At 70.6% G+C, this 25,827-nt stretch carries 29 protein-coding genes and 2 tRNA genes; 25 read left to right on the top strand and 6 right to left on the bottom strand.

Features of this window, described 5'->3' with window-relative positions; translation table 11 throughout:
- Positions 1–108: 108 nt before the first annotated feature.
- Positions 109–1,707 (bottom strand): MFS transporter, encoded by a 1,599-nt coding sequence (locus tag QRN56_RS13300; protein ID WP_285103951.1) that lies wholly within the window; start codon positions 1,705–1,707, stop codon positions 109–111.
- A gap of 158 nt (positions 1,708–1,865) precedes the next feature.
- Here QRN56_RS13300 and QRN56_RS13295 point away from each other — a divergent pair.
- Positions 1,866–1,942: transfer RNA gene (locus tag QRN56_RS13295), tRNA-Ile, on the top strand.
- An 88-nt stretch (positions 1,943–2,030) separates the two neighbouring features.
- Positions 2,031–2,843 (top strand): HAD family hydrolase, encoded by an 813-nt coding sequence (locus QRN56_RS13290; protein ID WP_285103949.1) that lies wholly within the window; start codon positions 2,031–2,033, stop codon positions 2,841–2,843.
- A gap of 98 nt (positions 2,844–2,941) precedes the next feature.
- On the opposite strand, the gene QRN56_RS13285 is transcribed toward QRN56_RS13290, so the two are convergent.
- Positions 2,942–5,650, bottom strand: coding sequence for a pectate lyase family protein (locus tag QRN56_RS13285; protein ID WP_285103947.1), 2,709 nt, complete (start codon positions 5,648–5,650; stop codon positions 2,942–2,944).
- Between the two features lie 227 nt (positions 5,651–5,877).
- Between QRN56_RS13285 and QRN56_RS13280 the strand changes: the two genes are divergently transcribed.
- Genes QRN56_RS13280 through QRN56_RS13270 form a run of 3 tightly spaced genes read left to right on the top strand, consistent with a single transcriptional unit; the run spans position 5,878 to position 8,185 of the window.
- Positions 5,878–7,065: a CE1758 family FMN-dependent luciferase-like monooxygenase gene (locus QRN56_RS13280; protein ID WP_285103944.1), complete on the top strand. Its 1,188-nt coding sequence runs from the start codon at positions 5,878–5,880 to the stop codon at positions 7,063–7,065.
- Between the two features lie 2 nt (positions 7,066–7,067).
- Positions 7,068–7,508, top strand: coding sequence for a MarR family winged helix-turn-helix transcriptional regulator (locus QRN56_RS13275; protein WP_285103942.1), 441 nt, complete (start codon positions 7,068–7,070; stop codon positions 7,506–7,508).
- The gene (locus QRN56_RS13270) at positions 7,505–8,185 is read left to right on the top strand and encodes a CE1759 family FMN reductase (RefSeq protein WP_285103940.1); all 681 of its coding nucleotides are present in this window, start codon (positions 7,505–7,507) and stop codon (positions 8,183–8,185) included. Before QRN56_RS13275 ends, QRN56_RS13270 begins: the two co-directional genes overlap by 4 nt.
- A gap of 73 nt (positions 8,186–8,258) precedes the next feature.
- Here QRN56_RS13270 and QRN56_RS13265 read toward each other — a convergent pair whose 3' ends face one another.
- Both QRN56_RS13265 and QRN56_RS13260 read right to left on the bottom strand, forming a co-directional pair.
- A complete protein-coding gene (locus QRN56_RS13265; protein WP_285103938.1) occupies positions 8,259–8,408 on the bottom strand; it encodes a hypothetical protein in 150 nt (49 codons plus the stop codon).
- 125 nt (positions 8,409–8,533) lie between these two features.
- Positions 8,534–9,655, bottom strand: a complete 1,122-nt coding sequence (locus tag QRN56_RS13260) for a M15 family metallopeptidase (RefSeq protein ID WP_285103936.1) — start codon at positions 9,653–9,655, stop codon at positions 8,534–8,536.
- 124 nt (positions 9,656–9,779) lie between these two features.
- On the opposite strand from QRN56_RS13260, the gene QRN56_RS13255 reads away from it, so the two are divergent.
- Positions 9,780–10,349, top strand: coding sequence for a hypothetical protein (locus QRN56_RS13255; protein WP_285103934.1), 570 nt, complete (start codon positions 9,780–9,782; stop codon positions 10,347–10,349).
- 23 nt (positions 10,350–10,372) lie between these two features.
- Here the strand turns inward: QRN56_RS13255 and QRN56_RS13250 are convergent, their stop codons facing one another.
- Positions 10,373–10,747 carry a DUF2255 family protein gene (locus QRN56_RS13250; protein ID WP_285103932.1) on the bottom strand — a complete coding sequence of 125 codons (375 nt, stop codon included), beginning with the start codon at positions 10,745–10,747 and terminating at the stop codon, positions 10,373–10,375.
- 219 nt (positions 10,748–10,966) lie between these two features.
- On the opposite strand from QRN56_RS13250, the gene QRN56_RS13245 reads away from it, so the two are divergent.
- Both QRN56_RS13245 and QRN56_RS13240 read left to right on the top strand, forming a co-directional pair.
- Positions 10,967–11,953 (top strand): aldo/keto reductase, encoded by a 987-nt coding sequence (locus QRN56_RS13245; protein ID WP_285103930.1) that lies wholly within the window; start codon positions 10,967–10,969, stop codon positions 11,951–11,953.
- A gap of 258 nt (positions 11,954–12,211) precedes the next feature.
- Positions 12,212–12,284: transfer RNA gene (locus tag QRN56_RS13240), tRNA-Asn, on the top strand.
- Here QRN56_RS13240 and QRN56_RS27635 read toward each other — a convergent pair.
- Positions 12,246–12,500 carry a helix-turn-helix domain-containing protein gene (locus QRN56_RS27635; RefSeq protein WP_350224569.1) on the bottom strand — a complete coding sequence of 85 codons (255 nt, stop codon included), beginning with the start codon at positions 12,498–12,500 and terminating at the stop codon, positions 12,246–12,248. The genes QRN56_RS13240 and QRN56_RS27635 overlap by 39 nt on opposite strands.
- Positions 12,501–12,674: 174 nt before the next feature.
- Here QRN56_RS27635 and QRN56_RS13235 point away from each other — a divergent pair, with 174 nt between their 5' ends.
- The 17 genes from QRN56_RS13235 (at position 12,675) to QRN56_RS13155 (ending at position 25,776) form a co-directional block, all read left to right on the top strand.
- Entirely contained in the window at positions 12,675–12,869 is a 195-nt protein-coding gene (locus tag QRN56_RS13235) for a MerR family transcriptional regulator (protein WP_285103928.1), read from the top strand.
- Complete coding sequence (locus QRN56_RS13230) at positions 12,866–13,081, top strand: hypothetical protein (protein ID WP_285103926.1); 216 nt, start codon at positions 12,866–12,868, stop codon at positions 13,079–13,081. The genes QRN56_RS13235 and QRN56_RS13230 overlap by 4 nt, the downstream gene beginning before the upstream one ends.
- Positions 13,078–13,239, top strand: a complete 162-nt coding sequence (locus tag QRN56_RS13225) for a ubiquitin family protein (RefSeq protein ID WP_285103924.1) — start codon at positions 13,078–13,080, stop codon at positions 13,237–13,239. Before QRN56_RS13230 ends, QRN56_RS13225 begins: the two co-directional genes overlap by 4 nt.
- Positions 13,236–14,060, top strand: a complete 825-nt coding sequence (locus tag QRN56_RS13220) for a hypothetical protein (RefSeq protein ID WP_285103922.1) — start codon at positions 13,236–13,238, stop codon at positions 14,058–14,060. The genes QRN56_RS13225 and QRN56_RS13220 overlap by 4 nt, the downstream gene beginning before the upstream one ends.
- 253 nt (positions 14,061–14,313) lie before the next feature.
- Positions 14,314–15,015 carry a DUF2637 domain-containing protein gene (locus QRN56_RS13215; RefSeq protein WP_285103920.1) on the top strand — a complete coding sequence of 234 codons (702 nt, stop codon included), beginning with the start codon at positions 14,314–14,316 and terminating at the stop codon, positions 15,013–15,015.
- Positions 15,016–15,285: 270 nt separating this feature from the next.
- The gene (locus QRN56_RS13210; protein WP_285103918.1) at positions 15,286–17,073 is read left to right on the top strand and encodes a terminase large subunit domain-containing protein; all 1,788 of its coding nucleotides are present in this window, start codon (positions 15,286–15,288) and stop codon (positions 17,071–17,073) included.
- On the top strand, positions 17,070–17,255 hold the full coding sequence (locus tag QRN56_RS13205; protein WP_285103916.1) for a hypothetical protein: 186 nt from the start codon (positions 17,070–17,072) through the stop codon (positions 17,253–17,255). The genes QRN56_RS13210 and QRN56_RS13205 overlap by 4 nt, the downstream gene beginning before the upstream one ends.
- Positions 17,256–17,526: 271 nt before the next feature.
- Positions 17,527–18,483: a hypothetical protein gene (locus QRN56_RS13200; RefSeq protein ID WP_285103914.1), complete on the top strand. Its 957-nt coding sequence runs from the start codon at positions 17,527–17,529 to the stop codon at positions 18,481–18,483.
- Positions 18,484–18,486: 3 nt separating this feature from the next.
- A complete protein-coding gene (locus QRN56_RS13195; RefSeq protein WP_285103912.1) occupies positions 18,487–20,052 on the top strand; it encodes an HK97 family phage prohead protease in 1,566 nt (521 codons plus the stop codon).
- A 1-nt stretch (position 20,053) separates the two neighbouring features.
- Positions 20,054–20,440 (top strand): hypothetical protein, encoded by a 387-nt coding sequence (locus QRN56_RS13190; protein ID WP_285103910.1) that lies wholly within the window; start codon positions 20,054–20,056, stop codon positions 20,438–20,440.
- Positions 20,437–20,820, top strand: a complete 384-nt coding sequence (locus QRN56_RS13185) for a hypothetical protein (RefSeq protein WP_285103908.1) — start codon at positions 20,437–20,439, stop codon at positions 20,818–20,820. Before QRN56_RS13190 ends, QRN56_RS13185 begins: the two co-directional genes overlap by 4 nt.
- Positions 20,817–21,239 (top strand): hypothetical protein, encoded by a 423-nt coding sequence (locus tag QRN56_RS13180; protein WP_285103907.1) that lies wholly within the window; start codon positions 20,817–20,819, stop codon positions 21,237–21,239. The genes QRN56_RS13185 and QRN56_RS13180 overlap by 4 nt, the downstream gene beginning before the upstream one ends.
- A gap of 34 nt (positions 21,240–21,273) precedes the next feature.
- Entirely contained in the window at positions 21,274–21,726 is a 453-nt protein-coding gene (locus QRN56_RS13175; protein ID WP_285103906.1) for a hypothetical protein, read from the top strand.
- A complete protein-coding gene (locus QRN56_RS13170) occupies positions 21,727–22,959 on the top strand; it encodes a hypothetical protein (protein ID WP_285103903.1) in 1,233 nt (410 codons plus the stop codon).
- Entirely contained in the window at positions 22,959–23,903 is a 945-nt protein-coding gene (locus tag QRN56_RS13165; protein WP_285103901.1) for a hypothetical protein, read from the top strand. Before QRN56_RS13170 ends, QRN56_RS13165 begins: the two co-directional genes overlap by 1 nt.
- Positions 23,900–24,979, top strand: coding sequence for a hypothetical protein (locus QRN56_RS13160; RefSeq protein ID WP_285103899.1), 1,080 nt, complete (start codon positions 23,900–23,902; stop codon positions 24,977–24,979). Before QRN56_RS13165 ends, QRN56_RS13160 begins: the two co-directional genes overlap by 4 nt.
- Positions 24,979–25,776, top strand: a complete 798-nt coding sequence (locus QRN56_RS13155; RefSeq protein WP_285103897.1) for a peptidoglycan recognition protein family protein — start codon at positions 24,979–24,981, stop codon at positions 25,774–25,776. Before QRN56_RS13160 ends, QRN56_RS13155 begins: the two co-directional genes overlap by 1 nt.
- Positions 25,777–25,827: the final 51 nt, after the last annotated feature.

Genomic DNA, 25,827 nt, shown 5'->3' with positions numbered 1-25,827 from the left:
AGTGCTCCAGTCGTGTTGGTGGTGTGGCTCGCAGAACCTACGGGCGGACGTCGGGCGCGCGCCAGGACATTTCGCGCTGACCGGGCCCGGGCCGGGGCCGCGGCGGGTTCAGCCGAGGTCGGTCCCGTCGAGTGAGGACGACGGCTTGTGGTCGGGCAGCCGCAGCATGCGGAAGGAGTTGCCGAGCCCGACGAGGCTCGCCAGCAGCGGGATGAGCAGGGCCACCTGGAGGGAGCGGTTGCGGGCCTCGTCGTTGATGGCGAGGACCTCGGCCTCGACGGCCGGGGGCTGTCCGGTGATCTGCTCGGCGAGCGCGGTGTTGCTCATGACCTCGGCGTCGGTCTCGAGCGCGGCGGCGATCTGCTGCTGCTCGGCCTCGGGGATGACTGGGTTGTCCGCGGTGAGCTGGTTGAAGCCGAGGGCGAGGGCGGCGAGCAGGATGCCGCCCGACATGGCGAGCCCGAAGGAGAGGCCGAAGGACCCGGCGGCCGAGTTGACGCCGGCGGCCTCGCTGACGCGTTCCTCCTCGATCGGGGCGAGGGTGTAGTTGTTGAGCTGCGAGACCAGCAGGCCCAGCCCGCAGCCCGTGATCGCGAGCGGGAGGACGAGGTACCAGCCGCTGTCCACGCGGGGCACGAACGGGATGATGACGGCGATCCCGAGAAAAGCCAGCAGGAGCCCGGTGCGGATGATCGCGGCCGGACGCCGGTTGCCGCCCCGGCGCCCGGCCACGAGCGCCGCGGCGAACATCGTCAGCGACAACGGGGTCAGGGCGAGGCCCGCCTGGAGGGCGTTGTACTCGAGGGTCATCTGCAGGAACAGGGGCAGGGCGATCATGGCTCCGCCCAGGGTGATCTGCTGGAGCATCTGCCCGGTCACCCCGGTGGTGAAGGTGGGGTGGCGGAACAGGTCGGGGTCGAGCAGCGGCACCTTGCGCTCGCGCTCGCGGCGCACGAGCCAGCGGGCGAGCGCCACCAGCGCCACGAGCCCGACCAGGATGAGCACGCCGACGAGCTCGCCGCCCTCCTGCCAGACCAGGATGCCGAGCACCACGCCGCCCATGCCGATCACGGACAGGACCGCACCGACGACGTCGACCTGGCGGGAGCCCGTGTAGGGCACGTCGCGCACCAGCCGGATCTGGCTCAGGATGACGGCGATGATGACGGCCTCCAGGCCGAACCCGACCCGCCACGACAGGTAGGTGGTGACGAACCCGCCCAGCAGCGGGCCGACGGCGGCGGCGATGGCGGCCGCCGCGCCGACCATCGCGTACGCCTGCTTCTGGGCCCCGCCCTCGAAGTTGCCGTGGATCAGCGACTGCATCGCCGGCAGGAGCAGCGAGGCCCCGAGCCCGCCGATGATCGCCCAGAAGACGACGATCGCCGTGAGGCTCTGCGCGAGCGTCATGGCCAGCGCCCCGGTCGCGTAGGCCAGCAGCCCCAGCACGTACGCGCGCTTGCGCCCGATCAGGTCGCCGACCTTGCTGTTGATCAGGATGAACGCGGCCGAGACCAGCGCTTCGAGGGCGATGGCCGACTGCACTCCCCCGGCCGTGGTGTCCAGGTCCCGGATGACGGCGGAGATCGACACGTTCATCAGCGAGGTGTCGACCACGAGCACGAACATGGCCGCCGCCAGCAGCAGCATCAGCCGGCGGCTCCGTGCGGTCACGGCCTCGGTGCCCTCGCCCGGTTCGGTAACCATGTCGCCGTCCTTGGCTCACGGGGCGGGTCGGCAGCCCCCGGCCGTGCCACCCGTCGCTCGCTCTCGAGCGTACCGAGGCGGACGCCGTCCCGCCGAGTGGGTCCTCACCTGCGCCGACTGCCCGAAGCAGTAGGATCCTTGCGCGGCTTGTGCCGCGCGCCCCGTTAGCTCAGCTGGTCAGAGCAGGAGACTCATAATCTCTCGGTCACAGGTTCAAGTCCTGTACGGGGCACCAGAACTGGCAGGCGGTCGGGCCTGGCCAGTGGTCAGCTCGCCGTGTCGGCTCCACGTCCGGGCGCGACAGCGTCAATAATCTCCAGGACATGACGACCAGGCCCCCCACCCCGGCGCCGGACGCGAGCTTCGCCACCCGGCTGATGATCGCGTGCGACATCGACGGGACCCTCCTGCGCACGGGGCACCCGCCGACGTCGGCCGTCCGGGCCGCGATGCGCGAGGTCCTCGGGGCCGGCCATCACGTCGTCCTCGCCACCGGTCGCTCCGTGCTGGGCGCGGTCTCCGCCGCCCTGCAGCTCGGCCTCCGGGACGTGTGGATCGTCTCGAGCAACGGCGCGGTGACCGCGCACCTGCTCGGCGAGCACTACCAGGTGGTCGACGAGCACACCGTGGACGCCGTCCTGGTGATCGACGTCGCGCTCAAGGAGGCGCCGGCCGTGCGGATCGCCGCGGAGATCGTCGGCGCGGGCTGGCGCGTCAGCGCCCCGTTCCCCGACCACGAGCTCAACGGCCCCCAGCGCCAGGCGCCGATCGGCGAGTTCCTGGTCAACCCGACGCCCCGGATCGTCCTGCACGGTCCCGGCGCCTACACGATGGTGCCCGCGCTGATCGCACGGGGCCTGACCGCGATCGCCACCCGGCTCGACTGGGTCGACGTCACCCCGCCCGGGATCTCCAAGGCCTCCGCGCTGGAGAAGGTGCGCATGGAGCTGGGCGTCGAGGCGAGCCGGACGGTCGCGATCGGCGACGGCGAGAACGACGTCGAGATGTTCCGGTGGGCCGCGTACGACGTAGCCATGGGGCACGCCCCGCCGTTCGTCCTCGCGGCCGCGTCGTACAGCACGGGATCGATCGACGACGACGGCGCCGCGACCGTCCTGCGGTCCCTGCTGGGCTGAGCCCGAAAACCCGAGGAGCGACGAGGAACGCCCTGGGGAGGTATCGCCGCACTCCCCAGGGCGTTCGTCTCAGGCACCGGCCCCTCGGGCCGGCGCGATCACAGGTTGACGGTGGTCCCCCCGATCGTCACGACGAGCCGCCCGTCCGAGGCGAACGACCAGTCCAGGGCTCCCGAGTACTGCGCGCACCGGGACCCGTTCGAGCCGGACCACCACTGGTTGCCGCCCGCGTCGGTGCCGATGATGCGGTCGTTGGACCCGCTGTCGCAGGACGTGTTGTCGCGGAACGTCGACGAGCCGCCGTCGAAGTTGAAGTTCCGCTCCGCGCTGCCGATGCTCAGGTTGTTCGAGACGGTCAGCGACCCCAGGTTCCGGTTGTACCCGAAGCCGTGCTTGCCGTTGTCGAACGCGATGTTGCGCCGCACGACGTGGTTGACCGAGATGTCCTCGCCGCCGAGCTTGTAGCCGTTGCGGTCGCCGTTGCCGGCCTGCGAGCCGTCGGACAGCGTGCCGTTCTCGTACGAGAGGGAGTCCTCGATGGTCACCGCCCCGATGGGGCCGGTGTCGTCCTTGGTGTAGAGGTCCCAGCCGTCGTCGATGTTGTTGTGGGACACGGTGTACCGGAAGACGTTGCCCGAGCCCACGGTGAGCTTGGGCGCGAACCCGTCGGCGTCCTCGCCGTCGGAGTCGGCGTTGTCGTGCGACTCCGTCGACACCACGAGGTTGTTCGACGGCCACTCGCTGCTCGGCGCCCCGGCGGTGTACCGGGAGATCTGGAGGCCCGAGTCGCGGTTGAACCGGGTCACCACCCGCTCGATCACGTTGTTGTCGCCACCGAGCATGATCCCGTTGTCGCCCGCGTGCTCGACGACGATGCCGCGCAGGTGCCACCAGTCGCCGCCGATCGCGATGCCCCGGTTGGCGGGGTCCTCGCTCTGCGCCGAGAAGTTCAGCACGGGGGTCTCGCCCGGGTAGGCGAACAGCTCGGTGCGGTTGCCCGAGGTGCCGCTGTTGCCCGGCGGGATGTCGACCGTCTGCGACAGGTTGTAGGTGCCGCCGCGCGCGTAGATGGTGCCGCCGGCCGCGATCCGGCCGATCGCGGAGGCCAGGGTGGTCGGGTCCGACTCGGTGCCCGCGGCACCGGAGCTGCCGCCGGGCGCCACGTAGAGCGCGTCCGCCGTCGGCTCCTCACCGGGGTCCTCGCCGCCGGGCTCCTCGCCACCCGGTTCCTCCCCGCTGCCCGCCGTGCCCGCGTACGTCTCCAGCTCGGCGATCCGTGGCGTGGCCGACGACGAGGTGATCTCAAAGTTGATCTTGCTCAGCGAGGTGGTCGCGAAGCTGATGACGCCGGCGCCGCTGCCCGTGGCCAGCACCGCGCCGTTGTCGTTGTTCACCACGCGCCACGACCCGATGTTCCCGACGGCGCCGGACGCCTCACGGACGTTGATCGACGACACCGTGGTCGCGGACCCCCACTTGACCGAGACGCGCCCGGTCGCGCTCGCCGGGGACCAGTAGGTGGTCGTGCTGCCGTCGAGCACGTTGCCGTAGCTGGTGCCGCTCGCCTTGCTGGAGCCGTCGGCGCCGGCGCCGAGGCTCAGGTTGGTCCCGGCCGGCGGCTCCGTCGGCGGGTCGGTCGGGTCGGTCGGCGGATCGGTCGGGTCCGTCGGGTCCGTCGGCGGGTCCGTGGGGTCGGTCGGCGTGCAGCTGCCGTCCGAGACCTGCAGCCCGGTGTTCGCCCCCGCCGTCTCGGCGACGACCGCCGGCACGCAGCTCGCCGCGTCCAGCGGGTAGGAGTAGGGGATGCTCACGGACGTGTTCGACGTCGGGTTGGGGCCCGCCGGGTTGTTGTCCTCGCCCGGGCTCGACCACGTGACGCCGTCGAAGACGTTGCCCGCGACCTGCCAGTAGCCGGCCTGGTCGGTGTAGAACGTGCCGAGCACGTCCTTGGAGTCCTCGAAGTAGTTGTTGTCCACCTTCGCCTTGGCCCCGGCCCGCGAGTTGATGCCCGACTCCACCAGCCCCACGTAGTGGTTGTTGTAGATGTGGGCGATGCCGCCGCGCAGCAGCGGGGTGCGGGAGTTGAGGTTCTGGTACAGGTTGTGGTGGAACGTGACGAACCCGTTGGACAGGTCGCTCTCGCTGGACCCGATGAGCCCGCCGCGCTCGGAGTTGCGCAGGATGCTGTACGAGAGGGTCACGTACTTGGTGTCGTTCTTCATGTCGAAGAGGCCGTCGTAGCCCTCCGACTCACCACCCGAGGCCAGCAGGGTGAGGTGGTCGGCCCAGACGTTGCGGACGCCGCTCTCCATGCCGATCGCGTCGCCGCCGTTCGACGTCGGTGAGCCCGACTTCTTCACGTTCTGGACGGTCACGTTCTGGATGATGATGTTGCTGGACTCGCGGATGTGGATGCCGATCTGGTCGAAGACGGCACCGCTGCCGACGCCGACGATCGTCACGTTGCTGATCTGCTTGAGCTCGATCACGTCGTCGGCCGTGCTGCAGCTGTCGCCCGAGACCTGGCTGGTGTTGCCGTGGTTGATGGTGCCGGACACCTCGATGATGATCGGGGTGCTGCTGCTGGCGCGGCTGCACAGTGCCGTGTGGATCGCCGTCCCCGTCGTGGCCCGGACGGTCTGGCCGCCGGCGCCGCCGGTGGTGCCGCCGTTCTGGGTCGCGTAGCCCGTGGCCGAGCCGGTGGCGGCCGCGGCGTCCGGGACGGACTGGGCGGTCACCCCGATCGCGACCGCGAGGGCCGTCGCGGCCACCGCCGAGAGGATCTGGACAGCTCTTGGTCGTCTCATCTCATTGCCTCACGTTCGTCGTTGAATGCGGGACATTGCTGTGGTGCGCGCAGCGGGTGAATACGGGTAACCGGTTTCCCAGATCCTAGTAACCGGTTTCTCGGATGGCAACCCCCTGGCCTCGGCGCACTGCGAAGCGCCCGGGAATACATGACCAGTCATGCTGTTGACCACAATGCATGACCAGTCATGCGATCCATCGAGGTCACGCTCGGAAAGGCGAACCCATGCAGTTCGGAATCTTCAGCGTCGGCGACGTCGCGCCCGACCCGGTCACCGGCCGCACCCAGAGCGAGGCGGAGCGCATCAGCAACCTCGTGCGCATCGCGCAGCGCGCGGACGAGGTGGGCCTGGACGTCTTCGCCATCGGCGAGCACCACAACCCGCCCTTCATCCCCTCGTCCCCGCCCACCCTGCTGGGGCACATCGCCGCGCTGACGAAGAACATCGTGCTGAGCACGTCGGTCACCCTCATGACCACCAACGACCCGGTGAAGATCGCCGAGGACTACGCGATGCTCCAGCACCTCGCCAAGGGCCGGCTCGACCTCATGGTCGGGCGCGGGAACACCGCGCCGGTCTACCCGTGGTTCGGCAAGAAGATCCGCGACGGCGTGGGCCTCGCCCTGGAGAACTACAACCTGCTGCACCAGCTCTGGCGCAACGACGTCGTGGACTGGGAGGGCCAGTACCGCACGCCGCTGCAGGGCTTCACCGCCACGCCCCGCCCGCTCGACGACGTGCCGCCGTTCGTCTGGCACGGTTCGATCCGCACCCCGGAGATCGCCGAGCAGGCCGCCTACTACGGCAACGGGTACTTCGCGAACAACGTGCTGGCGCCCAACTTCCACTTCAAGCCGCTCGTCGACTTCTACCGGCAGCGGTTCGAGCACTACGGCCACGGCCGCGCCGACCAGGCGATCGTCGGGCTCGGCGGCCAGGCGTTCATCGCCAAGCGGTCGCAGGACGCGGTGAGCACGTTCCGCCCCTACTTCGAGAACTACGCGCTGTTCCGCGGCATGAAGCTCGAGGACTACATGCGCGACACCCCGCTGAGCGTCGGCAGCCCGCAGGAGATCATCGACAAGACCCTGACCTTCCAGGAGGGCTTCGGCGACTACCAGCGCCAGCTCTTCGCGATGGACGGCCTGGGGCTGCCCGTCGAGGTGGCGCTGGAGCAGGTGGAGCTGCTGGGCACCGAGGTGGTCCCGGTGCTGCGCAAGGAGCTGGCGTCCCGCCGTGCCCCCGGCGTCCCCGACGCGCCCACGCACGCGAGCCTGGTGACCGCCAAGTATGGCGACGCCGAACCCCGCCAGCCGCGGCCCAACCCGAACCGCGGCGACAACCTCTCGGGCGCCTCGCCATACCAGGACACCGACGCGGACGTGCAGGCGCACTTCCCGGCGGTGGTGTGACGGTGGCCGGCACCGCACGGCTCGCGAACGAGGCCTGGGAGGCGCTCTTCCGCGCCCAGGCCACGATCGCCCGCGAGTTCGAGGCGGCGGACATCTGGGGCGACCTGCTGCCCCGCGAGTACGGGGTGCTCTACGCCCTGTCCACCGCCCCGGACGGCCTGCGCATCACCGACCTGATCGACGACGTGCTGCTCACCCAGGCGGGCGTGTCCCGCCTCGTGGCCCGCCTGGAGCAGCGCGGGCTCGTCGTCCGCGGGGACGACCCCGACGACGGCCGCGCCTGCCGCCTGCGCCTGACCGCGGAGGGCGAGGCCGTCCAGCGCCAGGTAGGCGCCGAGCACGCCCGCCACATCACCCGCGCCATGACCCGGGCCCTCGACCGGAGCCAGCTCGAGACGCTCCGGGACCTCAGCACCGCACTGCTCGAAGGGAGTCACCCATGAGCACCACCCCGCTCGACCTCGTGGTGGTCAGCGCCGGCGTCAGCGAGCAGTCGTCGACCCGGCTGCTGACCGACCGCATCGCGCAGAAGACGATCGACGCGCTCCGGGACGCCGGGGTGCCCGCGACGGCGAGCGTGCTCGACCTCGGTCCGCTCGCCGTCGACATCGCCCGCGCCGTCGTCTCCGGGTTCCCCGGCGAGGACCTGAAGCGCGCCATCACGCGGCTCGGCGCGGCGGACGGCGTCATCGCCGCCACCCCGGTCTACAAGGCCGGGATCAGCGGCCTGTTCAAGTCGTTCGCCGACGTGCTGGACAACGACCTGCTCGTGGCCAAGCCCGTGATCCTCGCCGCGACCGGCGGCAGCGCCCGGCACGCCATGGTGCCCGACGAGCAGCTCCGCCCGCTCTTCGCCTTCCTGCGCGCGATGCCGGTGCCCACGTCCGTGTACGCGACGCCGGAGGACTGGGGCTCCCCCGACCTCGGCAAGCGGATCGCGCGCGCGTCCACCGAGCTCGCGCTGCTGCTGCGCAGCGGCGTGGGCCGGGAGATCGCCGACACCGCCTGGGACGGGTACCAGCACCAGTTCTCGGGCAACGCGACGCGGGCCGAGCGGTCGGCCGCGGACGTCGACTTCACGACCGACCTCATGCGGCTCGCCGCGGGGGGCGGCCGCTGACCGGACGGTCCGCCGGTCCGGCGCCCCTGCAGCGGGCGCCGGACCGGCGGGAGGTCGAGCGGTTCGTCGGGCGTCAGACGCGCCTGCGGCCGACCAGGCCGATGATCAGGCTCGCCACGAGGACGATCACGCCGATCCAGATGAGGAACTGACCGATCTCGGTGGCGACACCGAGGATCACGAGGGCCACGCCGATCAGGATGAGGATGAGCCAGCCGGGCATGTCTATCTCCTTCCACGCGCGGGCGCTGGGTCGCGCCGCGTTCTCTCGACCCTCACCCGGTTCGAGTTCACTCGCACGACGAAAAAGACAACGCGGTCAAAACGCACCGGCGCGGGTGCCGCCCGTCAGTTCTCGCGCGCGAGCACCGACTGCCAGTGCCACGGCTCCGGCACCCGCCCGTCCGGCTCCGCGAACGCCGGGTGGGTCCAGCCGTGATCCCCGGCGTTGGCCTTGAGCCAGGTGTACTGCACGGTGTCGAACGTCTCGACGCCGCCGCCGATGTCGACCGCGAGCCCGAGGCCGTGGTTGGAGCAGCCGGGCGGGGCGGCGATCGGCGAGGACGGGTCGTACAGCTCCTCCTGCGAGGCGTACGAGCGGTAGGCCGAGTTGATCGTCAGGTGCTGGCCGAACTCGGCCTGGTAGGCGGCGTCCAGCGCGATCAGCCCGTCCAGCACGTCCGCCCGCACGACGAAGTCGGGCGCCCACGGGATGGGCGCCAGCGCCTCGTCCGGCAGGAGCCCGCTGTCCGGGTCCCAGACCTGGTCGGGTGCGGGGCAGGTGACGGCGTCCTGCGCGGTGGTCAGCGCCTCCGTGGCCATGGTGATGACGGAGCGGCTCGTGGTCAGGTCGTGCTCGGCCTGCCCCAGGTCGGCCAGGTCGGTCCCGGCGAGGGTGGCGTTCGCGGCGTCGTCGACCGCGGTGCCCGAGTCCAGGGCCTCCCGCAGCCGGGAGCGGACGTCGTCGTCGACCCCCTTGCCCTCCGTGGCCGCGTAGATCTTCTCGGCGCGCTTGCCCGCGCCCGCGAAGCTCTCGCGGGCCGAGGTGACCTCGCTGCGGGCGAGGTCCACCATCGAGGCCCGCACGGCGTCGGAGGCCGCGGCGAGGGACGCGGAGGAGTCCGCCGTGCCCAGGGTGAGCCGCGTGAGGAACGGCTCGTCCAGCAGGTCGTCGGCCTCCGCGATCTGGGCCGACAGCGCCACCCGGGTCCCCGGGTCGGCGACCCGCCCCGAAGAGGTGGCCAGGAGCTGCGTGGCGACGACGTTCTGGTCGCCGAGGTCCTCGACGTCCGAGACCAGGTACCAGGCGAGCCCGGCCAGGCCGAGCAGCACGACCACCACGATCGTCGCGGCGAGGGAGATCCGCAGGGCGCGCCGGCGGCGGGCCTTCGCCTCCCGCCGCTCTCTTGCCGATCCGTCGGCCTTCGCGTCCGTCGGTTCGGCGGGCGGCGCGGCGTTCGTCAAGGTCACGAGGCCAGAACCTACGGCACCCGGGAGGTACCCGCCGACCGATCAGGGGGTGAACTGTGCCACCTTGGCGCGATTGCGCGCCGGCTGCGCGGTCTGCCCGTCGGTCCCCACTAACGTGGGGCCCATGGGGTTCCGCACCTGGTTCGCACACCGCCCGCAGCAGGCCGTCCGCCGCGCCGTCCGCTCGCACCGCACCGACGCGGTGCTGGCCCGGGCCGCGCTGGTCACGTCCACGGGCGAGGCGTGGGCGTTCGCCACGCGCGCCGAGCTCCTGCTGATCTCCGCGCCCGAGGCAGCCACCGGCCAGGGCGACGCGGAGTCGCGGGGCGCCCCGTCCGTCGTCGTGCACCGGGAGTGGGCCGACGTGGACCGGGCGACCTACGACACCGACTCCAACGTGATCCGGGTGCACTGGGTGGACGGCGACGAGCCGACGCCGCTCCCGCTCGACGGCCGCCGCACCGTGCTGCCCCAGGTGCTGCGCGAGCGGGTGCAGTGGTCCGTGGTCCTGGCGGAACCGGTCAGGCTGCCGGGCGGGCGGTCCGCCCGCGTGGCGGTCCGGCGCCGGGTCGACGGCGAGCTGTTCTCCCAGGTGATCGGCGGCAGCGACGTCGACCTCGCGGACCCCGCGACCGCGGAGGCGATCGACGCCGCCGAGGCCCGGGTGCGCAGCGCGGCGGGGCTGCCGGCCTGAGCCTGCTCAGTCCTGCGTGCCGTTCAGTCCTGCGGGACCACGCGCAACGTCGTCCCCACGACCGCCGGGCCGACCACGGTGTCGACGATGCGCTTCTCGTACTTGGCGTACTTGGCGCGGTAGACGTCGTCGAGCGGCGCGTGGACGCCGTCGTCCGGGACCTCGAAGCGGACGTCGCGCTCGACGCCGCCCACCCGGACCCGGCCGGTGCCCGAGGCCTTCGCGCGACGGAACCACCCGTTGTCCGGGCCGTAGGCGGAGCGGACGTAGACGTCGTCGCCCAGCCGCGCCGTCCAGATGATCACGAACGGGCGCAGGGTCCCGTCCGGCCGGTAGGACGAGACCTGTAGCTCGTCGGTGCCGTCGACCGTCTTCAGCTCCTGCTCGGTCCAGCTCATCGCTGCTCCTTCCGGGCGCCCCCGGGCGCCGCCTGCGCCGACCGCAGGGCACGGCCGGCCGTCTCACGGTGCAACACGCTGGCATCGCCCGGGAGTCCCTGGCGTGACCGGTAACGGCAGACCCCCTTGGCCTGGTGCCGCCGGTCCGGGTCCTCGTCCTGGTCCTGGGCCGCGGGTCTAGCGTGAGACCGCGAACCCACTGCGAAGGAGACTGTCACGATGCATCAGCGAACGCTCGGCCAGGGTCTGGAAGTCTCCGCGATCGGACTGGGCGCCATGGGGATGTCGGAGGGCTACGGCCCCAACCCGGGCACGCGCGAGGAGATGATCGGCGTGCTGCGGGGCGCCGTGGAGCGGGGCGTCACCCTCGTGGACACCGCCGAGGTGTACGGGCCGTACGTCAACGAGGAGCTGGTCGGCGAGGCGCTGGAGCCGGTGCGCGACCAGGTGGTGATCGCCACCAAGTTCGGCTGGCGCATCGAGGACGGCGCCACGGTGGGCCTGAACAGCCGGCCCGAGCACATCCGCGCCGTCGCCGACGCGTCCCTGCGACGCCTGCGCACCGACGTGATCGACCTCTTCTACCAGCACCGTGTGGACCCCGACGTGCCGATCGAGGACGTGGCCGGCACGGTCAAGGAGCTGGTCGACGCCGGCAAGGTGCGGCACTTCGGGCTGTCGGAGGCGAGCCCGGCCACGATCCGGCGCGCGCACGCGGTGCACCCGGTCACCGCGGTGCAGAGCGAGTACTCGCTGTGGACCCGCGACCCCGAGCCGGAGGTGCTGCCCACGCTCGCCGAGCTCGGCATCGGGTTCGTGCCGTTCAGCCCGCTCGGGCGTGGGTTCCTCACGGGTGCGGTCGACGCGACGACGTCGTTCTCCGCCGACGACATGCGGGCGTCGATCCCGCGGTTCACGGAGTCGAACCGGTCGGCGAACCAGGTGCTCGTGGACCACGTGCGCGCCCTCGCGGAGGCCCAGGGCGCGACGCCCGGCCAGGTGGCGCTCGCGTGGCTGCTGGCTCAGCAGCCGTGGATCGTGCCGATCCCGGGGACGCGGCGCATCGCGCGGGTCTCGGAGAATGTGGGCGCTGCCGCGGTGGCTCTCTCGGCCGACGACGTGGCCGACCTGAACGGGCTGGCCGCGCGAGTCGGTGTGGAGGGTGACCGGTACAACGAGGCCGGGATGGGGATGGTGGGGCGGTGAGGCCTGGTCGTCCGGTGTGAGCGGGCGGGCGGCGGCGGTGCGGGGCCGGTGCGGAAGTCATGGTCTACCCAGTCATGGGGCCCGGAATCAGGGTGATTCCGGGCCCCATGACTGGGTAGACCGTGACATGCGCGCGGCGGCTGCGCGGTGTGATCGACGCCGCTCCCGCGCAGATCAGATATGAGTCGGGACTACCCCCGGGAACCTGTTAGAGTTTTCACCGGTCGCCCACCCGGTGCACGGGACGGGCGAACGCGATCCCGCGTAGCTCAGCTGGCAGAGCATCCGACTGTTAATCGGACGGTCGTTGGTTCAAGTCCAACCGCGGGAGCCCACGAAGAGGAGCCCCAGCCATTTCCGGCTGGGGCTCTTCGCCGTTTCGGAGCCACGTGTAGTCCACTCCGGTACGCATCGCCCAGAGCCGCAGCGTGGCGGTGTTCGGCGTCACGTGGCCGTTGATCCATCGCGAGATGGTGTTCCGCTCCACCTCGAGGTAGTCCGCCATCGACTGCACGGACACGTCTGCGACCCGGAGCGACTTGCGCATCCGGTCTGCCATGTCGAATTCCGGGACCACGCCACCGGCCGTCTGAATGCTCATGCCGTCATGCTTCCACGCATCTTGCGGCATAGCAAGGAATAGCGGCGATGCGCGCCGTCACCCACTATTCACCCGTGAGCCGACTTGCGTCGCGATGTTGCATTGATACATGCTCCCCTCATGGAACACGAAGAGACAGTCACGGCGGGTGAGGCCGCCGGCATCATCGGCGTCAACATCGCCACCGTGGCGCGCTGGGCAAAGCGCGGCGTCCTGACCCCCACGGGCACCGAGGGCCGCGCGATCCTGTACCCCCGCCCCATGGTCGAGCGCGTTGCCGCCGCTCGCCGCGTGCTCACCGGCGCCGCTTCGTGACCGCCCCCAAGACCCCCGCCGGCGCCCCCGTGGCCGCCCCGGTTGCGCCGGTGGGTTCCAACCCGGATGACAAGCCGTTCGTGTTCAAGACGCCGCCCCCGTACGGCGAGATGCTCGCCGAGCCGTGGGTATGCGCGCGCGGTGACTTCGACTACACGTGGTACGAGACGTGGGACGCCGCCATGGACGCCGCCGTTGGGTCCGCCGCGTGAACGGCTACATGCCGGGGCGCCCCGTCCTGTCGCTGCAGCAGCTCGCCCGTGGCCGCCGCTACGTCGCCGCCTACCGCGAGCGGTTCGGCCGCGCGCCCGCAGACGTACCGACGTCGGTCTACCTCGAGGACGAGCCCGCCTGCGAGGAACTCGCGTGACCCGCACGAAACCGCGCCGGACCTACGGCAAGCCGTGGGATACCCCGCGCCCCGCGCCGTCCGCCGGCCACCGGACGTTCGACCTCGTCGTATCGCTGTCCAACGCCGGTTGGGGTGAGCTGCAGGGCCGGTCCATGCAGGGCGTGCGCTCGACGCTGCACGCCCTCGTGGCCGCTCTGCCGTACGGCTCCGGCGCCGGCAAGGCGACCGCCTACGACGTCGCCACGCGCGCCGGCCTGTCCCTCAAGTGGACGTCACGCTGCCTGCACCTGCTCGAGGACCTCGGCGTGATCGAGTGGACGCGCGGTGGAATCACGATCGAGTCCGCATCGCGCCGCGAGGGCCGGCCCGGCTGGTTCCGCATCGTGAAACGGCGCCTTGTCGAGCTGGTCATGCTCGCCCGCCCGATCAACGACGAGGCGACCCGCGCCTACCGCGCCGAGACGCTCGAGCGCATCCGGTCGATCAAGACCAAGTACACCCGCACGCGCCTGATGAACCAAACGCGCGGAAAGGTGCATAAGCCCAGGTCAGAACATGTGGCACTGAGCGGGGACCCCACCCCCCTAACGGGAGGGCCTGTCGGCACGCCTCCCCGCTCAGAGGATCTACTCGCCTCTCAGGCACCCTCAGGAGCGGCTGCGCCGCCCTCACCCGAGGCGCCTACGGCGCGCGGCGACGGTCCCGAGGGACCTGGGGACGCTTCCGGCCTCACAGGCGCGCAGAGGGCGCGTGCCGCGCTCGTGGCTGGCATGCGCGCCGCTGGGCGCGGCACCCCGCGCGACGTCGCGCTGTGGCGCAAGCAAGGTCTCATCCCGTGACGCGCCCCGGCCCGGGTGACGTCACGTGCGACCACGGCTACGACTCGTGGCGCACTACGCGCGACGGTCGGCCCTTGTGCCCGTTCTGCCGGCGTCTCGCCAAGGTCGAGGCGACCCGAAAAGCGGCCCGGAGGAAGAGGTTCGCGCAGCCTCACCTAGACATCCCTGCTCTCGTCGCGAATGACGACAGCCTCAACAACGTCATCTCACTGACCGCCGCGCGAGCCCGCCGGCGTCGAACCAAGGAGGTCTGATGTCCCAGCACCGTCCCGCCCTGCTCAACCCCGACACCCGAGCGGCCCTCACCGTCGCTTTGCTCGCCACGGCCGCGCTCGTCGGCATCAGCTTCACGCTGTCGTATGCCGGCCTGTCCGCGCTCGCTCCGTGGGCCGCCGTGCCGCTCACGCTCGCCCCGCTGATCCCGCTGTTCATCGACGGCGCGATCGGCGTCTACACGTACAGCGCCCTCGCCGCTCGTGCCCGTGCCGAGTCGGCCGCGCGCCCATGGACGTGGGTAGCGCTCTGGACTCTGGTGTCCAGCGCAGCGAACGCAGCTCACGCGTGGGCCAACGGTCCGCAGGGATGGGAGGGCATGGTGGGCGCGACCCTCGCCGGCCTCTTCCCGATCGGCTCGCTGCTCGGCACGCACGAAATCGCCGCCCGCATGATCGGCCGGCCCGACGCCGCGCCCTCGCCGCTGTCCGTGCTCGAGGGAATCGAGAATGCGGACCTGCACCTAGTCGAGCCCGCGCAGCTCGAGCGGCTCCGCACCAAGATCGCCGAGCAGCGCAAGCCGCGCGGCCGGCGTCGAGTCACCTCGCCAACCCGTGCCGCCGCACGTGAGCGCGCGCGAGACCTGCGCGCCCAGGGGCACACCGTGCGCGCCATCGCCGCAGAGGTAGGGCTGTCGCACTCGACGGTGGCCGAGGACGTCCGAGACGTGGTGCCAGCGTGACGCGCGGCCCGCTGCTGATCGTCGCGCTGTCCATCGTGGCCGGCGCCGTCGTCGGCGTCGTGCTCGGCGCGCTCGTCCGGCTGTTCATCCTGGCGTGACCTGGTCAGGCAGGAAGGTGGAAGCCGCGCGCGCCTACTGGCGCCCGCGGCTTCCACTGCCGTGCTGGCGCTGCGGCCGCATGCTCACCGCCGCGGGTACCTGGACGGTGGGCCACCTGCAGGACCGTGCGCTCGGCGGGTCCGAGACCGACCCGAGCAACCAGCATCCCGAGTGCGGACGCTGCAACACCAGCGCCGGCGGGAAGCTGGGCGCCAGCATCACGAACAGCAAGCGGCAGAGCAAGACACAGATCAGCACCAACCGCACACCAACACTGACACGCGCAACCGAGAGAGACCGAGGGATCCGAGGATGGTGAAGGGGATCACCGAGCACAAGCGAGCGTTCGAGCAGCTCGCACTCGCCGGTTTTGAACCGGCCGTGGGAGCCCTCGCTAGTCGGCCACTCCCTTTCTCTCCCCACGGGGGGCCCGCCGAGACGCCGGCGCCCAAGCTGCCAAACCTGAAATCCCCGGTCGGCCGGCGCTACTGCAAGCCGCTGCACAACGCGCCCGCCAAGGCCGATATCTCGATAGACGACCTGATCCACGGCGCGGCGCTGCTCGGATTCGTACCGTCGGCGCAGCAAGAACGCTTCGGCCGGATCATGAACGCGGTCAAGCCCGACGGCCTGCCACGGCACCGGCGCACGGCCGAGACGATGCCGCGCCGGTCCGGGAAGACAGACGGCCTGCTAGGTCTCGCCGTCGGCCGCTGCACGACCCGCCCCGACTACTACGTGGCGTTCTCGGCGCAGTCCGGCAAGAAGGGCCGCGACCGCTTCCTCAAGATGGCGGTCAAGCTCGAGCGCTACGACCCGTGCCTACGCCCGTCGCGGACCCGACCGGACGGCTGCACCCGGACCGACAATGACCACGTCCACTACCGGATCTACCGCAGCAACGGTGGCGAGCGGATCGAGTGGGCCAACGGCTCCGTATTCATGGTGCTGCCGCCCGACGCCGAGGTGTACCGCGGCGAGGAATACCACCTCATCATCCTGGACGAAGCCCAGGAGACCGAGGACGACGACGCCGCGGACGAGCTGCTCGGCGGCATCAACCCGACCATGGACACCGTCCCGGAGGCGCAGCTCGTCGTCGCCGGCACCGCAGGCAAGCGCCGGTCCGGCCTGCTGTGGCGCTCGCTCGAGAAGGGCCGCGCCGGCGTCTGGGGCATCCTCGAGTACGCCGCGCCCCTCGAGGCCGACCCGACGTCAGAGGACGTGTGGCTCGCCGCGCACCCGGGCATCGGCACCCTGACCACGCTCGAGGTGATCCGCGAGAACTTCGAGGACATGACGCTGGTGGAGTTCCAGCGCGAGTACCTCGGACAGTGGCCGGCGGACGCAGCCGTTTCCGCGATCGACGCCGAGCAGTGGAAGAACGCCGGCGCCGACACCATGCCCGTCCGTCCTCGCCGCGTCGCCGTGGCGTTCGACGTCGCGCCCGACGCATCGGCCGCAGCCATCGCGTGCGCGTGGCGCGACGAGGACGGCCGCGCGCACGTCGAGGTGCTCGCCTACCGGTCGTCCGTCGCGTGGCTCCCGCTCGAGGCCCACCGCATCGGCCGGCAGTCCCGCGCACAGATCGCCTACGACGTCATCGGGCAGAACACCAACCCCGCCGAGTCCATCACCCGGCGGACGCCGCCGGTCCGCCTGGCGCCCATGAATATGAAGGACTCCCAGGGCGCCGCGCAGCGCTTCGTCTCCGAGCTCGCCGCCGGCACCCTCACGCACTACCGACAGAAGGACCTGGACGCGGCCGTGGACGGTGCCAACTGGCGCAACGTCGCCGGCGACTCAGCGCGCCTGTTCGGACACAAGGCGTCCGCCCACGGCATCACCCCGTTGACCGCCGCGGCGTTGGCGCTCTGGCACTTCGACAAGACGACCCGGCGCGCCCGCACCGCTCGCGCACGTCCCACCGTCCGAACGACCGAGAGGCCGGCCGCGTGAGCTACTTCCACGACGTGTCCGTGAGCTGCACTGTCGGCGGCTGCAAGACGTGCGGCGTCCGATGGATCGCCGGCGACCGCAGCGGCTCACGCGCCCTGGCGATCGACCACGAGCTGCGCGCCCATCCCGGCGAGACGCTCGCCCGTACAGCCGGCTACGTGGCCAAGACACGCCGGCGATGAATCCGAGTCGGCCGATGTAAGGGTTCTCCGGATCATTCTCGGCGTGGGGATCTTCTCTGGTCTGATGCGCCGGTTCGAGACGAACGGCGGGCATGGCTCGTCGCGCCTTGCCCGTCGCTCGAGCGTCCGGCCGGCGACACCGCACACCACGTCCAACCTGCAGTCCGTCGTCTACGCGGACGCGATCGGCGCGAATCACACGCTCGTCTCTCGTGAAGAGGCAATGCTCGTGCCGGCCGTAGTGAACGCTCGGTGGCTCATCTGCTACCCAGTGAGCGGGCAGCCGCTCAGGGAGTACGACGGCACCACGCACACGGTGACCGACCCGACCACCGGCGAGACGCGCACAGTGCCCGTGCCCGTGGCCACGCAGCCGGAGTGGCTCACCAACACCGGTGGTCAGGAGCCGTGGCAGTTCCGCACCGCGGACACCCTGGACGACATGCTCTTTGAGGGCTGGTCCCTCTGGAAGCTCGAGCGCTCGAGCGAGCCCGATGACGGCTGGCAGTCCCGCGACGGCTCGACGTTCATCCCCGCGATCACAGGCGCCGTGCATGTCCCGCTGGACCGATGGGACTTCAACAGCAACGACGAAGTCACGATCGACGACGAGGTACAGGGCGAGCTGGACGTGATCCTGTTCCGCTCGCCCACGGACCCGCTGCTCGTCGCCGGCCGCCGCACGATCCGCGGCGCCGCCGAGCTGGAGGACCGCTGGCTGCGTGCCTTGAACGCGATCCCCGTGATGGAAATCAAGCAGGACGAGGACATCGAACTTGCCGAGCCCGACGACGACGAGGCCGACCCGGAGTCCAAGGCCGCGATGACCGAGGCCCAGGGGATCGTGGACGACTACGTCAAGGCCCGCACCGACCCCAACGGCGCCGTCGTGTTCACCCCTTTCGGCTACTCGCTCAACGCCATGGGCGAGCACGCCCACGAGCTGTATATCGAGGGCCGCAACTTCCAGGCGATCGACGTCGGCCGGCACACCGCCATCGCGGCGAACATGCTCTCGGCCTCCGGCGTCACCGCCTCGCTGACCTACGAGACGAAGGAGGGCGGGCGCTCGGACGTCCGCGACCTCGTCCAGTGGGTATGGGCGATGGCGCTGTCCGCGCACCTGTCCCTGGACACCGTTTGCGCCCCGGGCCACTCAATCGCGTTCGACCTTTCCAACCTCGCCGAGCAGCCCGACGACGGCGCCGGCCCCACCGTGGAGGACTGACCCGTGACGAACACCCTCAAGGTTTCGGGGACGCTGCTCACCGCGTCCGCCGAGGACCGCACCCTGACCTACCGACTCGTGAAGTACGGCGAGCCCGGCCGGACGAGCAAGGGCATCGTGACCGCCCGCCGCGGTTCGATCAAGCTGCCGGCCGACGTGACCACCCTGTTCGGCAACTACCAGCACGACCAGGACCGCCGGCTGTCCCGCGCCGAGACCATCACCGAGGACGCCGAGGGGCTGCTGCTCACCGCGAACGCGCTGCCCACGCCGGCCGGCGACGAGCTGCTCGCCGAGGCCCTGGCCGGCGCCCGCCCCGGCGTCTCCGTCGAGCTCGAGAACCCCGCGATCCGCGCCGGCGAGCTGCTCGCCGGCGAGCTGATCGGGTTCGGCCACGTCGTCAAGCCGGCCTACCCGTCGTCGCTGCTCACCGCGGCCGACACCGGCGAGCTGGACGACCAGGACGAGGACGACGACGAGGACCAGGACGACGAGGACGACGACGCCGGCGACGAGCCGGCCACCCAGACCACGGACGCGGGGGACGCGCCCGAGACCACAGACACCGGAGAGGCAACCATGACCGCCAGCAACAAGCGCCCCGCCAAGCGCCCGACCTTCCAGGGCGTCAAGCCGCGCGTCGAGGACGCCAAGCCCGACGTCTTGACCGCCAACGAAGTTTTCACGCTGCTCGGCACGTCCGCCGAGGAGGGCACGCCGGCGCTCGTCGCCGCCCTGACGCAGGTGACGCAGGCCGGCGTGTTCGACGTCGTGCACCAGCCGCAGTGGCTCGGCGAGCTGTGGGACGGCGTCGACTACGAGCCCGAGTACACGCCGCTGATCGGCAGTGCGCCGCTCACCAGCATGAAGATGCAGGGGTTCACGCTCACCGCCAAGCCTCAGGGCGGCACCTACGCCGGCAACGGCGCCGAGGTTCCGTCGTCGGCCGTCACGGCCGGCATGAAGGAGAAGAACGCCGACCGCTGGGCCGGCGGCTGGAACGTGGACCGCGTGCACGTGGACTTCCCCTCGCCCGAGTTCTGGGCCGCGTTCTGGCGCGCCGTGAACGACGACTACGCGCAGGACACCGACGCCAAGGTGCGCACCTACCTGACCACCGCGGCCAACGCGTCGCCCCTGGTCATCCCGGCGGCCAGCATCCCGGCCACGGTGCCCGAGGCGCTGTTCAAGCTCGTGCGCGGCGTGCGGCACCTCAAGCGCACTCTCAAGGCCGGCAAGGCCACGTTCGCGATCTTCGGCGAGGACCTGTACGACGACTGGCTGTTTCTCACGAGCGACAGCGCGCCGCAGTACGTGCAGGCTCAGCTCAACGCGCTGTCCGGTCTCACCGATGGAATCGAGATCATCGGTGACGCGGCCGTGGGCGCCGGCGTCGTCCGGGTCGGCACCCGGAACACGGCCAAGCTGCACCAGCTCGGCGGCGCGACGCCGATCCGCGTGTCTACGCAGGACGTCGCCCACGGCAACATGACCGAGGCCGCGTTCGCCTACGACGGGATCATGGAGAACTCCAAGGTCGGTCTCGTCGCGGTCACCACGGGCGCCTGACATGTCCGAGCCCACGCCCGGCGAGGTGATCGGTTGGGTGGACGTGGACGCCCTCGTGGCGTCCACGTCCTGGGCGGCCAACGCCGAGCCGGAGGGCCTCGCCGACGCGTTGGGCGCCGCGTACGAAGAGTGCGTGCTGTACGGCCCGCTGGACAACAACCGGCGAGCCTGGACAGAACCGGACCCCGAGGAGCCCGCGCCGCCGCCCGTGCCAGTCCGGTTCGCCCGGGCACAGGCGCTGCAGGCCCGCGCCCGCATCCGCGCCGGCGTCACCAGCTCCGCCGATGCCCAAGGGTTCGACGGTGTCCAGGTCACCGTGTTCCCGATGGACTGGCAGGTCAAGCAGCTACTCCGTCCGCGACGAGCTGTCAGGAGGGGCCCGCGATGATGGAAGCCCGCGCGCTGATCCGCGACGCGCTGCAGGCGCCCGACGTCCTACCGGACGGCTACACCCTGCAGCCGTACCCGGACGACCCGGACGCCGTGCCGCACGTGACCGTGGTTCTCGCACCGCAGGGCATCAACCCCGAGCCGACCATGCCGCTCGTCTACTGGCGCGTCCCATGCGCCGTCTACGTGCTCGTCGGGACCGACCTCGCCCCCGACAAGCGGGAGGACCTGCTCGAGGCCGCCGCCCCACACGTCCTGGCCGCGCTGGACGCACACGAGTACCTCGGCTGGGACAGCGTCGAGCGGACCACCGTCGGCGTGTTCCACGCCTACAAGATCAACGCCTACTCGCTCACCGAAAGGCAGCAGCCCTCATGACACAGACCCTGGCCCTCGTGCCGCTCGTGATGAAGAACCCGCACATCGAGCTGGACGGCGTCGAGTACGACAAGTCGTGCTCGACCGCTGCCGTGACCCCGACCGCGGCCGTTGTTGTGTGGAACGGCTTTGGCGGCGCGGCCATCTCCGACCTCGCCGGCGACACGTGGACGCTCGACCTGGTCCTTGCCCAGGACCAGTCCACGCCCGGTTCGTTGCAGTCGTTCCTGAACGACCCGACGAAGATCGGGACGAAGGTGCCGTTCGAGGTGCGCCCAACGGGCACGACCGGCAAGGGATACACGGGGACGGTGCTCGTGGTCCCCGTCGTCGTCGGCGGCGCTAAGGGTGCCGTGGCGACCGCCACCGTGTCTCTGCCTATCGACGGTCGTCCTACCCCCGTCGCCGCCGGCGCCTGACATGGCACGTGTCCGGGTCGAGGGTGTTCGCGAGGTGACGGCCGCCGCTACCGCGCTCAAGGCGGTAGACCGCACGGTGAAGAACCAGACCGCTCGGAACCTGCGCGACGTCGTCCCGCGGATCTGGACTCAAGACACCATCACCGGACAAACCCGGACGCGCCTGGACAGAGCCGTTTTCCGTGGCGTGAGGATCGGTGCGACGTCAACCCGGATCACGTTGCAGGCCGGCACGTCGCCGATGATCCCCGCGGACATCTCGTCGGCAGTCGAGTTCGGCGACCCAAACAAGACGTTCGAGACGTACACGGAGCGCCGGCGCGGGCAGTCCGTCCGTGTCCGGCGCCGCACACAGAACCAGCTACCCGGCCCGATCCGCAAGGGCCGCGTCGTGCACCCGGCGTTCCGCAGCGTCATGCCGCGGATCGTCGCGCTGTACGTCCAGACCGTGGTCCGCACCATCCACGAGGCGTGGGAGGGGAAGTAGATGCCCGTCAAGATCGACGTCGTAGCGCAGGCCGACACAGCCGGCGTCGCCGACCTCGGTAGGACGCTGGACGACGTCGCCACGTCCGGCGAGACGCTCGGCGAAAAGGTCGAGGCCGGCCTCAAGGCCGCGGAGAACCAGGCCCGCCCGACCAAGAGCGAGTTCGCGTCACTGGCGCGCGAGCTGCAGGCCCTCGCCGACGAGACCGGCACCGACCTGCCCACTGCCCTGGGCCGGTTCAAGAGCGCCGCGGAAGAGGCCGGCCTCGAGCTGCGGGACGGGACGCTGGACGCGCTCGAGCGGATCGCCGCCCGCGGCCCGTCCGACATCGACCAGGTCACCAGCGCCTTGAAGGATCTGCGCTCGGCGGCACGCAACGCCGGCGACGGCGCGTCCGGCCTGGACGACGACCTGCGCAAGGCCGGCGAGGGCATGCAGGGCATCAAGGACGAAGCCGCGGACACCGGCCGCGAGGTAGCCGCCTCGTTCGACGGCTCGAGCGGGTCCATCGCAGAGGGTTTCCAAGAGGTGGTAGCCAACGCCGGTGCCGCGTTCGGGCCTGCCGGCCTCATCGCCGGCATCGTCGGCGCCGGCGCCCTGGGCTGGCTGTCGTCCGCGTTCCAGGAAGAGGCCGACAAGTCGTCCGAGGCTATCGAGGGCATGTACTCGGACATGCTCGAATCGCAATCCAAGTTCCTGTCCGACCAATACGTGCTCGAGGAAATCGAGAAGATCGCCGCCGGCGCGGACGACGCGCTCATCAACTATGAGCAGCTCGCAGCGGTCGCGGCGGCCACGGGGCAGAGCGTGAGCGAGGTGACCGACCAGTTCGTGCGCGGCACGCTCGATTGGGACAAGGCTCTGGGCGGCGTCGGCGACCAGATCAACAACAACGGCGGCTTGCTCACCGCCGAGGGTCAGATCCTCAACAAGACCAACACCGACGCCACCGACGCGCTGCGCCGCCGGCGTGAGCAGATCGAAGAGGCGAGCGACCAAATGAGCCGCTTCAACCGGCTCGGCGGACAAGACCTAAAGAAGAGGATCGATATTTCGGACAACTCCGGACAGGCGAACGCCCGGATCAACAGCGCCGCCCGCGACCGGTCGTCCAAGGTCAACGTAGAGGCTGTGGTGAGCCAGCGGTCCATCAACAACATCTACAACACCGTGGCCGGCATCCGGCTGCCTGCTCTCACCGTCCAGGTGCGCTACGGACAGGCGGCCGTCTGATGGGGACTCTTACGAGCGGTTCGACGGTCGTCGCCATCGACTCCGTACTTGACACAAGCGCGCTGGCGAGGCCCAACAACAGCGTTCTCCACTTCCCGATCGGTGGCGGTCTGCCGAGCCTGACGCGGCGCAACTCGGCCGGCGTGGCCGGCACGCTCGAGCTGCTGTGCAAGGACGGCGCGACGGCCGACGCCGTCCATGCGATGCACCTGAACGGCGCCGTGGTCCGCCTGGACAACTGGGAGCGGCAGAACCTGGTCAAGGACCCGACCCTCTCGGCCGCGGTTTGGGGGCAGGCCGGCTCGACCGGATCGCTCTCGCACGCGACGACTGGCGGCCCCAACGGGTTCGGTTACTTCGAGTACGCCATGAGCACGGCCAACACGAGTAGCCCGATGTCGATTCCCTTCGGGGCGTCCGGCGTGGGCGGTATCCCGGTCGTGCCTGGTGAGCCGATCACGGTGTCGGCCTACTGGTGGCAGGCGATCAACGGCAACGTCCAGCGCTACGACTGCACCTGGTATAACGCCGCGGGCGCGGGGATCTCCAGTACATCCGGACCGGACGAGATCATCACCGGTGAGCCGGCATCGACCTGGTACCGCGAGGACCACGTATTCACGCCCGTTGCTGGCGCGGCGTTCGCACGCCCGCAGATGGCATGGTCGGGCACCTATGCGGGCGGCGGCCCAACGACGCTCCGTGTCGCGGACGCGCTCGTGGAGTACGGCACCGAGCTGCATCCGTTCTTCTACGGCGGCGCCGCCGACACGCCGGCGCTCGTCAACGAGTGGTCCGGCGCCGTGAATAACTCCGTGTCGCGCCAGTACCGCCGACCTGCCCTCGCGTTCTCGTACACCGCGGCCGGCGTGGAGCTGCCGCGCAAGGTATCCACGTCCCGCTACCTCGTCCGCGTGTCCGGCGTCCAGGAGGTAGCCGCATGACCGTAGAAACCCACGTCGTCACGGCGACGATCGACCCCGGCGGCCTCAACCTGTCCGCCCCGATCGAGTCGGGCCCGCTCACCATGGACGCGGGCTGGAGCCCCTACACGCAGGGAACCATCGTCGTCCCGATGGACGTCGGAGACCTGTCGGGGTACCTGCCCGGGACGGTGCTCCGTGTGCGGATCACGGCGTCCGCCGTCGAGGATCCCGCCAATACCCAGACGTGGGAGGTTCATGCCCGGCACATCCGTAAGGACCGCCTAGCAGGCACCTACACGATCCAGGTCTCTTCGGACGAAGCGCTGATTGTCGACTGGGGCGCACGCATGTCGTCGCTCGCGTTCGCGAGCCCGGGACCGCTCGGCAGCATCTGCAACGACGTCCTCATCGAGACGCTCGGGACCGACGGCGACGGCGTCGGCGCCGACGCGCCCTTCCTCGAGATTGACGACCACCTGCGTGTCTGGCCAGCCGGCATGCCCGCGTGGGACTACCTGTCGACCATCTGCAACAGCCTGGACGGCCGGATCCTCTTCCAGGAGCCCGACGGTACGTGGTCGATCCGGAAGAACTCCACGACGTGGGACGCGGCGCCGGTCGGTATCCCGGCCCCGGACGACGCGCTGTCGTACGTCGAGGAGTGGTCACGCGAAAGCGACTACGCGAACGCGGTGACCGTGGAGTTCACCGGAGGCGACCCTGGATACACCACGATCGCGGTCCCCGGCTCGGACCCCGCGGTGAGCGTTCAGGTTCCGATCCGCCGGTACGGCAATTTCTGGCTCCCCACGTCGTCGTCCGTCAAGCCGGCACTCGCCAAGGCTTACGACACGTCAACCACGGTCACGCGTGACCACCCCGAGGCCCGCCGCGACCTGTACGCCGAGTACGTCGAACACCGCCGCCGCAACCTCGGCTACTTCCTGACCTGGCGGACCGTGTCGCACTACGGCTTGCAACCCCGCCAGGCGATCGGCGACACGGAGATGTTCGTCGACCGCGTGACCCACGACCTCGGCACCAACGAAATGACCGTGTCCGCCCACCTGCCCTACACAGGAGAACCCGTCTGATGACAACGATCAACTCCCGCGCCTCGTGGGGCGCCCGCCACGACGACGGCGACAAGGACCTCTACGGCCTGGCCGAGGAGGTGGCCATCCACCACACCGTCACCCACGCCGGTGGCACCTCGCCCAAGGACGAGCGCGAGCACATGCGCGAGCTCGAGGACATCGGCCAGTCCCGATTCGGCCACGGCATCAGCTACAACGTGCTCGTGTTCCCGTCCGGCCGCCCCTACCAGGGCGTGAGCTTCAGCCGGCGCGGCACGCACACCGGCGACCACAACAGCACCGTCCGGTCCGTGTGCTTCGTCGGCAACTTCGAGCACGACACCCCGACGCCGGCCGCGTTGGCCACGGCCGCCGCGATCATCGCGGAGGGCCGCGGCGAGCTGTGGGAACGAGACGCGCCCGTGAAGGGCCACCGGGACTACAAGGACACCGCGTGCCCCGGCGACCACCTGTACGCCCACCTGGACGACCTCGCCGCCGGCAAGGCGTCGCCGGCCACCCCTACCCCCACCGCCCCCGCACAGGAGGACTACGACATGCGCACGCTCGATCTGACCAAGGCCGCTACCAAGCCCGTCAAGGGTGAGGACGTCGCGAAGCTGCAAGGGCTGCTACTCGCCCATGGGTACGGGCCTCGCGGCCTCGTCGGCACGAGCGGCCGGCCGGACGGCATCGCCGGCAAGGTCACCCGGCAGTTGCTCGGCAAGTTCCAGGCCAAGACCGGCACCGGCACCAAGGCCGGCCCGGACTACATCGCAGGACCGCGCACCTGGCTTGCCCTCATCGAGAACTGACAGCCTTTGTAGGTTTCCCACACGCCGGCGCGCCGTCGACGAGGACTCGAG

The sequence above is a fragment of the Promicromonospora sp. MEB111 genome (assembly GCF_030209445.1).
Lineage (GTDB): Bacteria > Actinomycetota > Actinomycetes > Actinomycetales > Cellulomonadaceae > Promicromonospora.
Note: the sequence above shows the minus strand (reverse complement) of the source record. Positions and strands in the feature narration are given on the sequence as shown.